Origin of the sequence: Streptomyces sp. NPDC058000, from assembly GCF_042886435.1 — a bacterium.
Lineage (GTDB): Bacteria > Actinomycetota > Actinomycetes > Streptomycetales > Streptomycetaceae > Streptomyces.
The window spans coordinates 108643-121522 of the sequence record NZ_JBHVQS010000018.1 but is presented as its reverse complement, the minus strand read 5'-3'; the positions used below and the strand labels follow the sequence as shown (position 1 = coordinate 121522).

The 12880-nt window shown below is 73.1% G+C and carries 11 protein-coding genes; 3 read left to right on the top strand and 8 right to left on the bottom strand.

Annotated elements, in window-relative coordinates:
- Positions 1–50: 50 nt before the first annotated feature.
- Both ACFVT2_RS19765 and ACFVT2_RS19760 read right to left on the bottom strand, forming a co-directional pair.
- The gene (locus tag ACFVT2_RS19765) at positions 51–758 is read right to left on the bottom strand and encodes a YoaK family protein (protein ID WP_390019346.1); all 708 of its coding nucleotides are present in this window, start codon (positions 756–758) and stop codon (positions 51–53) included.
- 134 nt (positions 759–892) lie between these two features.
- On the bottom strand, positions 893–1111 hold the full coding sequence (locus ACFVT2_RS19760) for a hypothetical protein (RefSeq protein WP_390019344.1): 219 nt from the start codon (positions 1109–1111) through the stop codon (positions 893–895).
- Between the two features lie 183 nt (positions 1112–1294).
- Between ACFVT2_RS19760 and ACFVT2_RS19755 the strand changes: the two genes are divergently transcribed.
- Complete coding sequence (locus ACFVT2_RS19755) at positions 1295–2407, top strand: DUF5925 domain-containing protein (protein ID WP_390019341.1); 1113 nt, start codon at positions 1295–1297, stop codon at positions 2405–2407.
- A gap of 48 nt (positions 2408–2455) precedes the next feature.
- Here the strand turns inward: ACFVT2_RS19755 and ACFVT2_RS19750 are convergent, their stop codons facing one another.
- The 4 genes from ACFVT2_RS19750 to asnB all read right to left on the bottom strand — a co-directional run bounded on the left by ACFVT2_RS19750 (position 2456) and on the right by asnB (position 6708).
- A complete protein-coding gene (locus ACFVT2_RS19750) occupies positions 2456–3421 on the bottom strand; it encodes a pirin family protein (RefSeq protein WP_390019339.1) in 966 nt (321 codons plus the stop codon).
- A gap of 42 nt (positions 3422–3463) precedes the next feature.
- Complete coding sequence (gene ddaH / locus ACFVT2_RS19745; RefSeq protein ID WP_390019337.1) at positions 3464–4255, bottom strand: dimethylargininase; 792 nt, start codon at positions 4253–4255, stop codon at positions 3464–3466.
- Positions 4256–4328: 73 nt separating this feature from the next.
- Positions 4329–4718 carry a GntR family transcriptional regulator gene (locus tag ACFVT2_RS19740; RefSeq protein ID WP_390019334.1) on the bottom strand — a complete coding sequence of 130 codons (390 nt, stop codon included), beginning with the start codon at positions 4716–4718 and terminating at the stop codon, positions 4329–4331.
- 139 nt (positions 4719–4857) lie between these two features.
- Positions 4858–6708, bottom strand: a complete 1851-nt coding sequence (gene asnB, locus ACFVT2_RS19735; RefSeq protein ID WP_390019332.1) for an asparagine synthase (glutamine-hydrolyzing) — start codon at positions 6706–6708, stop codon at positions 4858–4860.
- 254 nt (positions 6709–6962) lie between these two features.
- Here asnB and ACFVT2_RS19730 point away from each other — a divergent pair, with 254 nt between their 5' ends.
- On the top strand, positions 6963–7910 hold the full coding sequence (locus ACFVT2_RS19730) for a GNAT family N-acetyltransferase (protein WP_390019330.1): 948 nt from the start codon (positions 6963–6965) through the stop codon (positions 7908–7910).
- Between the two features lie 37 nt (positions 7911–7947).
- On the opposite strand, the gene ACFVT2_RS19725 is transcribed toward ACFVT2_RS19730, so the two are convergent.
- Positions 7948–8706: a class I SAM-dependent methyltransferase gene (locus tag ACFVT2_RS19725; protein ID WP_390019327.1), complete on the bottom strand. Its 759-nt coding sequence runs from the start codon at positions 8704–8706 to the stop codon at positions 7948–7950.
- Positions 8707–8915: 209 nt separating this feature from the next.
- Between ACFVT2_RS19725 and ACFVT2_RS19720 the strand changes: the two genes are divergently transcribed.
- A complete protein-coding gene (locus ACFVT2_RS19720) occupies positions 8916–11444 on the top strand; it encodes a SpoIIE family protein phosphatase (protein WP_390019325.1) in 2529 nt (842 codons plus the stop codon).
- A gap of 249 nt (positions 11445–11693) precedes the next feature.
- On the opposite strand, the gene xerC is transcribed toward ACFVT2_RS19720, so the two are convergent.
- Positions 11694–12866, bottom strand: coding sequence for a tyrosine recombinase XerC (gene xerC / locus ACFVT2_RS19715; RefSeq protein WP_390019322.1), 1173 nt, complete (start codon positions 12864–12866; stop codon positions 11694–11696).
- Positions 12867–12880 lie beyond the last annotated feature (14 nt).

Genomic DNA, 12880 nt, shown 5'->3' with positions numbered 1-12880 from the left:
GCGGAACCCCACGAGGGGACCGGCGGGTGCGGACGCCGACGGCTGGCCGGTCAGCCGTCGGCGTTCCGCCCGTGGGCGAGCCCGGGGACGAGGAGGGCGGTGGCCCCGACGGTCACCGCCGCCAGCAGCACCACCAGTGACGTACGGGTGCCCAGCCCGATCAGCCACGCCCCCAACAGCCCGCCCACGAGCATCGCGCCCACCGAGCTGCTCCGGCGGGGCACGGCGCGGCTGCCGTAGCCCAGCCGCCGGTCGCCGCCCACCACGGAACCGCTCACCAGGGCCGTCAGCGCGCGGGTCTCCACCGTCGTGCTGAAGTCCGGCGCGGCCACCCGCATCGCGGTGACGTTGCGCATCCCCATCGCCACCGCCATCAGGGCGATGGCCGCATAGCGCTGACCGTCCGACAGTTCGCGGGCCGGGCCGGTCGCCCAGCCCGCCCCCGCCGCGCCGGCCAGCAGCGCCGCCTCGACCAGCAGGGCGACCGGGAACCACGGGCGCCCCCGGGCGGCCAGGGTGGACTCCAGTCGGGCTCCGAGCGCGGCCCCGACCAGGAACGCGCCGAGCGACACGACCGTGGCCGCCACCGGCAGCCCGCCCTGCCCGGCGATGCCGAAGCCGAGGAAGAGCAGATTGCCGGTCTGGGTCGCGGTGAAGACATGACCGAGGGTCAGGAAACTGGCGGCGTCGAGCACCCCGGTCACCACGGTCAGACACACCATGACCACCGTCAGGGCAGCTCCGCGCGGCGGCTCCACGGACCGTCTCCTTCCACCGGGCACCTCGGATCGGCCTGGTGACAGTCTCCGGACGACCGTCGCGGCGCCGGGCCATTGCGCCGTCTGTGGGCGCCCCGCACTGACGCTCCGTCAGGGCGGGAATCAGGGTGGGGTCAGCCGGTGCGGGTCCCATCGGTGGATGCCGTTCTCGCCCGGGACTGCGCCCCGGATTCGCCCCCCGCCCCGCACATCACCAGCAGCAGCGCCAGCGCCGCCACCCCGACCACGACCGCCACTCCGAAGGCCGTCCCCCGGCGCCCCCGCAGGCGCCCGCCGGCCGCCCGCTCCGACCCGTCCGGCCGTCCCTGACGTACCTCACCACGACGTCGCACGGCGGACCACCCTAGGGCGGGCCCGGCGGGCGCGAACAGGGCGCGTTCCGGCGCACGTACCGTCAGCGGACCGCCCGCAGACCGCCCGCGGACCGCCCGCAGAACACCACCCCGGTCCGGACGGCCGACGCGCCCCCGGATATTCCTTGTGCGCGACCGGTCGGTGTGGCGGATCATGGCGCCATGTGTGCCGATCAGGTCCCGACCTCCCGCACCGAGGAATCCCTGCCGCTCCGGCTGACCATGGACGACAGCGACTCCCCGGCCGACGTCGTCGACGCGCTCTTCCTGGGCCGGTTCGCCAACGGCGAGCAGCCCCACGCCCGGAGCCGCACCGTGGACCGGGTGAAGTCCGGGCTGACGCTGCTGCCGCCCGGGGTGCGGATCCTGCGCTCGGCCCGGGACGACGACCGCAGCGCCACCCTCGCCGAGGGCGACGGTTTCACCCTGCTGGTCTCCCGCTGGAACCGCGGCGCCGACGTGACGGTCACCGCGGTCACGGACGAACTCGCCGAGAAGGTGCTCGGACAGGCCGCGGACGGCGCCGAGGACGCACCGGAACCGCAGCCGGAGAACGTCCCGATGGGCTTCTGGTACTTCTCCCCGCGCCGCGGCCCGCACCGCACCACCCGACAGATCAGCGCCGGGACCTGGGAGGAGGTCCGGGCCAACTACACCGCGCCGGTGGCCACCGCGATGGACCGGCTGATGACGGTGTCGCCCCAGGAGATCGCCGGCCGGCTGCTGTTGCTGCACGGCCCGCCCGGCACCGGCAAGACCTCCGCGCTGCGCACGCTCGCCCGCTCCTGGCGGGACTGGTGCCAGGTGGACTGCGTACTGGACCCGGAGCGGCTCTTCACCGACGTCGGCTACTTGATGGACATCGCCATCGGGGAGGACGACGACGCCGGCAAGAGCCGATGGCGGCTGCTCCTGCTGGAGGACTGCGACGAACTGATCCGCGGCGAGGCCAAGCACACCGCGGGCCAGGCGCTGTCCCGACTGCTCAACCTCACCGACGGGCTCCTCGGTCAGGGCCGCAACGTCCTGGTCGGCGTCACCACCAACGAGGACCTGGAGCGGATGCACCCGGCGGTGGTCCGCCCCGGCCGCTGTCTGGCCCGCATCGAGGTCGGACCGCTGACCCGCCCCGAGGCCGTCGACTGGCTCGGCACCGAGGAGGGCATCGGCCGCGACGGCGCCACCCTGGCCGAGCTCTACGCCCTCCGCCGCGGCACCCGCCCCGCCGCACTGCCGTCCCAGCCCCAGGGCACGACCTCGGGGTTGTATCTGTAACACCGTTACGGGCTGCCGGTGACGGCCGACCACCGGGCGCCGGTCGGGTCAGCGCGCCCGGCCCCGCGGTTTGAGCGGTACCGGCGGGAGTTCCGGGGCGAGCAGCCGGTCACCGGCGTATCCGTGGACGGTGCCGAAGCCGTCACCGCCGGCGTTCCACGCCGCCCGGGCGGCGGCGATCTCGTCGCCGGTGCGCCCGACGAAGTTCCACCACATGACGATCTCCTCCTCGAAGGGTTCGCCGCCGAGGAGGAGCAGGTCGCTGGCTTCGGTGGCGCGCAGCGGCAGGTCGGTGCGGCCGCAGCCGAGGTAGAGCAGCGAGCCGGGGGTCAGCGGGACGCCGTCGACCTCGGGGGCGCCCGAGATGGTCAGTGCGGCGTACTCGAAGTCCGGGTCGAGGGGGAGCCGGGCGTCGGTGCCCGGCGCGAGGGTGAGGTCGGCGCCGACCAGCGGGGTGTAGGCGGTGCCGGGCGAGGCGGCGCCGGCCAGTTCACCGAGGATGACGGTGGCGCGGAGGCCGCCGCCCCCGGTGACGACGGGCAGGTCGGCGTGGTGCTCGAAGGCCGGGGCGGTGGCGCGGTGGGCGGCGGGCAGGGCCACCCAGAGCTGGGCGCCGTGCAGGACGGCGGGGTGCGGGCGCGGGGACTCCTCGGAGTGGGCGATGGCGCGGCCCGCGGTCATCAGGCCCAGTTCGCCGGGGCGGACGGTCTGGAGGGAGCCCAGGCTGTCGCGGTGCAGGACCTCGCCCGCGCGCAGCCAGCTGACGGTCTGTAGGCCCATGTGCGGGTGCGGGGGGACCTGCATACCGGGTTCGTCGGCGATGTTGTCGGGGCCGTAGTGGTCCACGAAGCACCAGGCGCCGACCATACGGCGGCCGAGGTTTGGCAGGAGGCGACGGACCACGGTGCTCTCGCCGAGCGGGACCTGCTTGCCGGCCTGGAGCTCGCGTACCGGGCCGGTGTGGCGGTTGCCGCCGCAACGGGTGGGCGTGGGTCTGAGGTCGAGGTTGCTCATACGGCAAGGATGCCCCTACGGCGGCCCCGGGATGACGCTCCCTCAGGTGCCCCGGGCGTGCTCCGTCAGGTCGCGGAAGCGTACCGACAGGCAGGTGACGCAGCCCTCCCGCTTTTCGAACTCGCTGATGTCGACGAGGACCGGGCGGTAGCCGAGCCGGGTGAACAGCTGGGCGCTCCGGGGTGCGGAGGCGGCCATCAGGAGCGCGTCGCCGCCCAGGAGGACGACGTGTGCGCCGGACTCCTCCAGGACGGGCCGGAACTGCGGGAAGACCGACGGGTCCTCGACCAGGGGCAGGTAGCCGATGACGGTGCCGTCCGGGAGGGCGGTGACCGCCGATTTGAGGTGCAGCACCCGCCGGATCGGTACCGCGACGACCCGGGCGCCCAACGGTTCGAAGGCGGCCCGGAGTTGGCGGACCCCCTCGGCGTTGGTGCGGCAGCCGCGGCCCACGTACACGGTGTCCCCGATCTTGAGGACGTCGCCGCCGTCGAGCGTGCCCGGGGCGCGGACCGCGTTGAGGGAGCAGCCGAGCGCCTCGGCGGCCTCGCGGGCGGCCGGGAGCTCGGGGCGGCGGGAGTCGGCGCCGGAGCGGGCGAGCAGGGCGACGTTGCGGAAGACGACCATGGTGTCCTCGACGAAGACCGCGTCGGGGCAGTCGTCGGCGGGGGCCACCTCGGTGGTCCGCCAGCCGTGGTCGCGCAGCGCCTGGACGTACGCCTCCCACTGGCGCAGGGCCAGCGCGGAGTCCACCGGCTGCCGATCCATGTGGGTGACCAGGCCCTCGGCGAGGCGGGGGCCTGGGCGTCGGACGAGGGCGAGCCGATTGGGCATGGTCTCCTCCGGGGCTGGGCGGGGGCCGGACCGCCTGGTCGGGGCCCGGTCGCCTGGTCGGGTGCCGGTTCCGTCAGTCACCGGTGTCGTACGTGGCGCGCAGCGCGTCGGTGACGGCGGCGAGCGCGGCGGCGCGGTCCAGGCCGAGGCGCTGGGCGCGGTGGGCGTAGGTGGCGGCGGCCGCGGCGGCCTCCTTGTCGGCGGCGTCACCGGCCGCGGCGACGAAGCTGCCGTTGCGGCCGCGGGTCTCGATCACCCCGTCGGTTTCCAGGGCACGGTACGCCTTGGCGACGGTGTTGGCGGCCAGGCCCAGTTCCTCGGCGAGGCCGCGGACGGTGGGGAGTTTGTGGCCGACCGGCAGGGTGCCGGTCCGGGCCTGGTCGGCGATCTGCGTGCGGACCTGCTCGAACGGGGCCTCTGCCGCCGCCGGGTCGATGGTGATCGTCAGGGTCTGCGGGGACACGGTGGCGCTCCTGGTGCTGGTGGTGACGCGGGCGGCGGGTCCGCGGGATGCGCGGATCCGTCGGCGCGGGGTGCGCGGTTTTGTCGCATCCATTGTGCGTCAGGAGCGGCCACCGTGTCCGGAGGTGGACGACCGCGGGCTACAGCTCCAGGGTGGTGCCGGTGGTGCGCAGCCAGGTGTCCATGCCGAGGACGAGTTCGGCACCGGGGCGGATGTCGTGGTCGGCGCCGGCGGCGGTGGCCTCGGCGAGCACCCCGGAGTCCAGGAGCGGGCGGACGGGGGCGTCGCGGTCGGTGACCAGTTCCCTGAGCTCGCTGCGCAGCGCCTCGTTGTAGCCCGGGTCCTGGGTGCTGGGGTAGGGGCTCTTGACGCGGTCGGCGACCACGTCGGGCAGGACGTCGCGGGTGGCGGCGCGCAGCAGCGACTTCTCCCGGCCGTCGAACGTCTTCATCGCCCACGGGGTGTTGAAGACGTAGTCGACCAGGCGGTGGTCGCAGAACGGGACCCGGACCTCCAGGCCGACGGCCATGCTGGCGCGGTCCTTTCGGTCCAGGAGGATCTGCACGAAGCGGGTCAGGTGCAGGTAGCTGACCTCGCGCATCCGGCGCTGGTGGCCGGTGTCGCTGTCCAGGTAGGGGACTTCGGTGAGCGCCTCGCGGTAGCGGCGGTGTTCGTAGCCGGGCAGGTCGAGCCGCTTGAGCAGGGCGCGGTCGAACAGTGCCTCGCGGACCGCGTTGCCGCCGGAGAACCGGCCGGAGACGCCCGCGGCAACCCAGGGGAAGGTGTCGGCGTTGACGGACTCCGGGTCGTGGAACCAGCGGTAGCCGCCGAAGACCTCGTCCGCCGACTCGCCGGAGAGGGCGACCGTGGACTGCTCGCGGACCGCCTTGAACAGCAGGTAGAGCGAGGTGTCGCCGTCACCGAACCCGTTGGGCAGGTCGCGGGCGGCCAGGACCGCGGCGCGGTGGGCCGGGTCCATCAGGGCGGCGGTGTCCAGCATGATGTCGTGGTGGTCGGAGCGGACGTGCTCGGCCAGGGCGTGCGCGTACGGGCCGTCGGGGGTGCCGCGCAGGTCGTCGGGCTTGAAGTTCTCGGTGTAGCCGGTGAAGTCGACGGCGAACGAGCGGACCGGGCCGCTGCCCTGGGCGCCCAGCGCCTTGGCGGCGAGCGCGGTGATGGCCGAGGAGTCCAGGCCGCCGGAGAGCAGGGTGCACAGCGGGACGTCGGCGATCAGCTGGCGGGCGACGATGTCGTCGAGCAGCTCGCGGACCCGGGCGACGGTGGTGTCGAGGTCGTCGGTGTGCTCGCGGGCTTCGAGGGCCCAGTAGCGGCTGACGTGGACGCCGTTGCGGTCGATGCGGACCACATGGCCGGGGCGGACCTCGTGCAGGCCCTTGTAGACGGCGTGGCCGGGCGTCTTGGTGAAGGTGATCAGCTCGGCGAGGCCCTCGGCGTCGACGGCCGGGCGGACGTCCGGGTGGGCGTGCACCGCCTTGGGCTCCGAGCCGAACAGGACGCCGTCGCGGGTCGGGTAGTAGTAGAGCGGTTTGATGCCCATCCGGTCGCGGACCAGCAGGAGTTGTTCGGTGCGCGGGTCCCAGAGCGCGAAGGCGTACATGCCGTTGAGGCGCTGGACGAACGCCTCGCCCCACTGGAGGTAGGCGTGCAGCACGACCTCGGTGTCGCTGTTCGTCCGGAAGGCGTGGCCCAGTTGCTCCAACTCGGCCCGGAGTTCCCGGTAGTTGTAGACCTCGCCGCTGTAGGTCGTGACGATCAGGGTGCGGCCGCCCTGCTCGACGCTCATCGGTTGCCTGCCGCCGTCGATGTCGATGACGGCGAGCCGGCGGTGCCCGAACGCGGCGTGCGGGGCGAGCCATATGCCGTCGGCGTCCGGACCGCGGCAGGCCATGGTCCGGGTCATCGCCTCAAGGACGGGGCGCTGGGTGGTCAGGTCGTTGTCGTAGGAGATCCATCCGGTGATTCCGCACATGCTCGCGGCTCCTCCTTCGGGGTACGGCGGGCCGCGCGTTCCCGGCGGCGGCCTGCGCGATCACCGTACGCCCGGATAGTTGCAGGGGCCACCTATACATCTGGGTGACCGTCCGGAATGAGCCACGCCCCTACCGCGCACCGGACGCACCCCGCCAAACCCCTTGCCGGACAGGGGGAAAGCCGCCCCGACCGCCCGCCACCACCGGGAAACCGGGCGGCGGAACGGACCGCACCGGCGTACCGTCCGCCACCATGACGCTCACCGTGCGCGACTTCCGCCCCTCCGACGCCAAGGCCGTCGCCGACCTGCGGCGGGCCGCCCTGCCCTACCTGCTCGCGACTCCACAGGGCGTCGCCTGGCAGGTCACCTCCGCTCCCCCGGCGCAACGGCTGCGGTCGCTCGTCGCCGCACACGACGGCCGGGTGATCGGCCAGATCAATGCCGGACTGCTGCACGAGCGCGGCCTGCCGGGGCAGAGCGCGGCCACCCCGATCGTCCACCCCGACCACCGGGGCCGGGGCGCCGGCAGCGCCCTCCTGGCAGACGCCGAGGCGCATCTGACCGCGGCCGGCGCCACCCGCCTCCACGCCCGGACGGTGGACGAACCCGGTTCGCTGGCCTTCGCCGCCCGGCACGGCTACCGCCCCACCCGCCGGGCCGGTTTCCTCCGCCTCGCTCTCGCACACGCCGCACTCCCCCCACTGCCCGCCGCCCTCCCGCCCGGCGTCCGCCTGTGCACCGGCGCGGACTTCGGGGCCGATCCGCGCCCCCTGTACGAGGCGGACGCGGAGGCCATGGCGGACGAACCGGGCGAGGTCGCCGCCGACGCCGTCACCTACTCGGACTGGCTCCGCACCACCTGGGAGAACCCCGATATCGACCTGGGCCTCACCACCGTGGTCACCGTCGACGGCGAGGTCGCCGCCTACACCCTGGCCGCCACCGACAACCGGGGCCGCTACCTGACCACCATGACCGGCTGCCGCCGCGCCTTCCGCGGCCGGGGCCTGGCCAAGCTCGCCAAGACCGACGCCCTGCACCGCGCCCGCGAGGCCGGCTGCACCGAAGCCTTCGCCGTCAACGCCACCACCGACTCCACCAACGCCGCCAACGCCGCCATGCTGGCCATCAACCGCGCCTTCGGCTATCGACGGTGCGGCGGGGAGGTGCGGCACGTAAGGGAGTTGGGGCGGGGGTGAGCGGGGCAGGGGCCGGGGAGCGGGCGCCGGGCCGGCGTCACGGGGGATCGCCGGCCCCGGCGTTCAGGGCGGCCCCGGCGTCCAGAGGGACCGCGCGGCCCGGGGCGGCGTGGACGTCGGCGACTTCGCTGTGGCGCGGCGGGGCGACGGCCCGCTCCGCCCCCACCCGAACGATCAGCGCATACCGCTCGTCGCGCACCGGTCGGCCCCATAGCGTCGGGTCGTCGGAGAGCGGGAAGAGCTCCGCGTGGGCGGCCAAGGGGGCGGTCAGTGCGGTGAGTTCGGCAGGCGTCAGGCCCACGGGGGCGGACTCGCCCCAGCGGCCCTCGACCAGCACCAGTCGACCGCCGGGGGCGAGCAGACCCGCCCAGTGACGGAGGACGGCCGCCGGGTCCGGCAGGGTCCACAGGACGTGGCGCACCAGGACGACGTCGAACTGCCGCTCGCCCACGGGTGGTTGGGCGGCATCGCCGACGACGAACGTGGCGGCCCGCCCGGCGAGCTTCGTCCGGGCGCGGGCGAGCATGGCCGGGGAGCGGTCGACCCCGGTGACCCGGTGGCCCTGCTCGGTGGCGAGCAGCGCCAGGCTGCCGGTGCCGCAGCCCAGGTCGAGGACGTCGGAGGGCGCGGAGGGCAGCCAGGTGCGCAGGCGGGCGGCCCAGGCGGCGCGGACGGCCGGATCGCGGAGGCCGTGGTCGGGCTCGGCGTCGTAGGTCGCGGCGGCGGCGTCCCAGTACGCGGCGGGTGGGGCGGACGGAAGCGGTTCCGCCGGGTCGGCGGGGGCGTTGGTGCTCATACCGCGAGGGTGCCAGCAGGCACTGACAACGGTCGGTGACGGCCGTGCCGACGGTGGGGCCCGGTGGCTCGGTGGCCCGGTGGCCCGGGCCGCAGCGCAAGCGTCCCGGCAGGTTCCGGGAGTACCGTGGGAGGCGCTGGTGGTACGCGGTGGTAGCCCGGTGACGCGGGCCTTCGCAGGGTGTGGAGCCGGCAGTGGATCGGTCTTGTATGAGCGCCTCCCCGAGCAACCGCCTTCCTGGCGACGGAGCCTTCGACCTCACCCGGACCGCCGTGGTGTTGGCCGATCGGACGGGCGTGGTACGGGGCTGGACCACGGGCGCCGAGCGGCTGCTCGGTCATCCGGCGGCCCGGGCGCTCGGCCGGCCGCTGGCGGAGTTGCTCGTCGCGGCGGACGCCCGTGCGGTGCCCGGGGAGCGGGCCTGGCGGCACCGGCTCGCGGCGGAGGGCGGCTGGAGCGGGCTGGTCGCGGTCCGCGACCGCGCGGGGCACCGACTCGACCTGGAGGTGCGGGTGCTGCCGGTGCTGGCCGGCCAGGATCCGGCCGCGCGGCTGGTGCTGGCCGCCGAGATGGCGCGGACGCCCTGGTCGGGGGCGGGCCGCTCCCTGCTGGACGGGATCCTCCGGATGTCCCCGATCGGGGTGGCCATGCTCGACCCCGAGCTGCGGTACGTCTGGCTGAACGACGCGCTGGAACGGATGGGTGGCACCCCGCGCGCCGAACGGCTGGGGAAGCGGCTCAAAGAGGTGCTGCCGAACGTGGCGGTGGAGTCCGTCGAGGCGGAGATGCGGCGGGTGCTGCAGACCGGGGTCCCGTCCCTCGGCTACGAGTACCTCGGGCACCCCCGGTCCGACCCGCAGCGCGAGCACGCCTACTCGACGTCCTTCTTCCGGCTGGAGGACGAGTCCGGCCAGGTGCTCGGCATCTGCTACATGGTCCTCGACGTCACCGAAAGCTACCGCGCCCGGCAGCGGATGGCGCTGCTCAACCGCGCCGGGGAGCGGATCGGCGGCTCCCTCGACGTCTGGCAGACCGCCCAGGAGCTGGCGGACGTGGCGGTGCCGGACCTCGCCGACTTCGTCACCGTCGATCTGCTCGACGCGATGCTCACCGGTGAGGAGCCCGCCCCCGGACCGGTCGAGCCCGCCGACCTGTTCACCATGCGCCGGGCCGGGCAGCAGTCCGTGCGGGAGGGCTGCCCGGAGGCGGTGATCGCGGTCGGGGAGCGGACCGCCTACCCCCCGTCGGCGCCGGTGGTACTGAGCCTGACCGAGGGCGAGTCGGTGCTGGTCCCGACCCTGGACCTGGACCGTGCCGACTGGGCGGCCGACGACCCGGTGCGGGCCGGGCGACTGCGCGCGCTCGGCTTCCACTCGCTGATGGTGGTGCCGCTGCGGGCCCGGGGCAATTTCCTGGGCGCGGCGGCGTTCGCCCGCTGGCGGCCCACCGGCCCGTTCCAGCCCGACGACCTGGTCCTGGCCGAGGAGTTCGTCACCCGTGCGGCGATCTCCATCGACAACGCCCGCCGGTACACCCGGGAGCACGCCGCGGCACTCACCCTCCAGCGCAGTCTGCTGCCGCGCGGCCTGCCCGCGCAGAGCGCGGTGGACGCGGCGTACCGCTATCTGCCCGCCGATTCGCGGTCCGGGGTGGGCGGTGACTGGTTCGACGTGATCCCGCTGTCCGGGGCGCGGGTGGCGCTGGTGGTCGGCGACGTGGTCGGGCACGGGGTGCACGCCGCGGCCACGATGGGCCGGCTGCGGGCCGCCGTGCAGGCACTGGCCGATCTGGACCTGTCCCCGGAGGAGGTGCTGGCCCACCTGGACGACATGGTCAACCGGGTCGCGCACGACGCACACGGCGACGACGGGGTGATCGGGGCGACCTGTCTGTACGCGGTCTACGACCCGGTCGGCTGCTGCTGCGCGCTGGCCCGGGCCGGGCACCCCGCGCCGCTGCTGGTCAGCCCGGCGGGCGGCTGCCAACTGCTGGAGCTGCCGACCGGGCCACCGCTGGGGCTGGGCGGGATGCCCTTCGAGTCCGTCGAACTGCCGCTGCCCGAGGGGAGTTTGCTGGCGCTCTACACCAACGGGCTGCTGCTGGGGAAGGCCCTCGACCTGGACGGCGGGATCACCCGGCTGCGGACCGCGCTGGCCGATCCGCAGGCCCCGCTGGAGGAGATCTGCGAGAGGGTCATCAGCAGCCTGCCCGGCACCCGGCCGGTGGACGACGTGGCGCTGCTCCTGGCCCGCACCCGGACCCTGCCGCAGGAGCAGCTGGCCACCTGGGACGTCCCCGCGGAACCCTCGGCGGTCGGCGGGGCCCGCCGGTCCGCCGCCGACCAGCTGGCCCAATGGGGGCTGACGGGGCTGGAGTTCTCCACCGAACTGATCGTCAGCGAACTGGTCACCAACGCCATCCGGCACGCGTCCGGGCCGATCGGGCTGCGGATGATCCGGGCGGAGGCGCTGATCTGCGAGGTCTCCGACGGCAGCAGCACGGCACCGCACCTACGGCACGCCCGGACGACCGATGAGGGCGGCCGCGGGCTGTTCCTGATCGCCCGCTACGCCCTCCGCTGGGGCGCCCGTTACACCCCGCACGGCAAGGTCATCTGGGCCGAACTCCCGCTGGACGCCGTCTCCGGTGCCCCGCCGGCGGAGGTCTTCGGGGCACTCGTCGACGACCTGGCCGACCTCGACGACCCGGCGGCCCCGCTCACCGACACCGGCCGGTGAGCCGGAGCACCGCCGAGCACCGGCAGGCGCTCCGTACACCCCCGCGCACCCCCGGCGGCTGCCCCAACTCCCCTCCCCCGGGCCCCGAATGCCCCTTTCCGGCCCGCGTTCCTGTGCCCCCGCTTAGGCACTCCCTAAGAGGGCTCCCGCGCATCGGCCCCTGCACCGCAGGTCAGAGCTGTGATTGCGGCTACAAGCTGGGCGGGCCGGTAGCGGGGGAGCCAAACAGGGGGCCACGCCAGCACAGCCTCAGCCGGTACCGGGGCTCGCGTCCTTAGAGAAGATCTCGTCCATGGCCTCGGCTCCGTCCGTGATCACAGGGCGGATCTGCTTCCGATACACCTTCTCCGTCGTCTGCGACGTGCTGTGCCCGACGAGCCGAGCGATCTTCTCCAACGGAATCCCGTGATCCGAGAGGATCGAGACGAAGCTGTGGCGAAGTTCCCTAGGGGTCCACTGCTTCGGGTCAGGGAAACCTGCTTCTTTCAGCAACCCACGGAAGCTTCGCCGCACATTCTCCGCCGTTCGCTGTTCACCGCTGCTCGTCCCAAAGACGAAGTCGGTTTCTGTCCATGGAAGGCCGAGACTCTCCCGACGCTTCTGCTGCGCAACCTGGTAGCTCTCCAGGGTCTCCACCAGTTGCCGCGGCATAGCCAAGGTGCGCCGGCTTTTCACGGTCTTAGTCTCACCGTGTCGACGCACCGACCTCCAGACCTCAATGTGTGGAGCGACTCCACCACTGGGGCGTAGATGGACCCGATTCCAGGTGAGCGGACGCACCTCTTCAGTTCGAATTCCAACCAACAGTGAAACCGCCACGTAGACGTGCACCCAGGTATCCCGCTGCGTAGTGAGAAGCGACTTAGCCTGCTCCAAGGTCAGAGATTTACTCGGACGCCCCGGCAGCCCTTCAGGCAAGGCAACGAGCTCTGCCACATTCCTCAGGATCAAATCACGGCGCTGCGCATGCGTGATCGAGCGCCGCAAAATCGAGAGGATCATCTCCATAGAGCTCTTCGCGAGGGACATGGATTTTTCATCCAACCAGTAATCGACGCTGTCGACTGTGAGATCCCTCAAGCGAGCTTTCCCTAGATCAGCAATTACGTGATGCTCTGCCATGCTGGTGTACGTGCTGATCGATCCTTTGTCGCACCCCCTCAGTCCGTGAGAAAGCCAAGCTCGAACGGCCTTCTCAACGGTATGGGTGGCGCTGGAGTTTACCCCCGCGTCGAGCTCCTTGCGCTTCTCTCGCAGCTTGGCACGCACTTCAGTCTTGGTCTTCCCTGACACCTTCGGCCGATTCCTCTTACCAGCAGGTGTATGGCCGAGAGAAATCGCCCCGATGTAGCGGTTCTTGGATTTGTCCCAGTAGATGGAGTCGTCGCCGTTTCCTGCCCGGCTACGCTTCTCTTCGGTCATGTAGATGTCTCCTT

Excerpts from the sequence above, each read along its gene's own strand:
- ACFVT2_RS19730 (WP_390019330.1), top strand. The coding sequence starts at position 6,963 with ATGACGCTCACCGTGCGCGACTTCCGCCCCTCCGACGCCAAGGCCGTC.
- xerC (WP_390019322.1), bottom strand. The coding sequence starts at position 12,866 with ATGACCGAAGAGAAGCGTAGCCGGGCAGGAAACGGCGACGACTCCATC.
- ACFVT2_RS19750 (WP_390019339.1), bottom strand. The coding sequence starts at position 3,421 with ATGAGCAACCTCGACCTCAGACCCACGCCCACCCGTTGCGGCGGCAAC.
- ACFVT2_RS19725 (WP_390019327.1), bottom strand. The coding sequence starts at position 8,706 with ATGAGCACCAACGCCCCCGCCGACCCGGCGGAACCGCTTCCGTCCGCC.
- ACFVT2_RS19720 (WP_390019325.1), top strand. The coding sequence starts at position 8,916 with ATGAGCGCCTCCCCGAGCAACCGCCTTCCTGGCGACGGAGCCTTCGAC.
- asnB (WP_390019332.1), bottom strand. The coding sequence starts at position 6,708 with ATGTGCGGAATCACCGGATGGATCTCCTACGACAACGACCTGACCACC.
- ddaH (WP_390019337.1), bottom strand. The coding sequence starts at position 4,255 with ATGCCCAATCGGCTCGCCCTCGTCCGACGCCCAGGCCCCCGCCTCGCC.
- ACFVT2_RS19755 (WP_390019341.1), top strand. The coding sequence starts at position 1,295 with ATGTGTGCCGATCAGGTCCCGACCTCCCGCACCGAGGAATCCCTGCCG.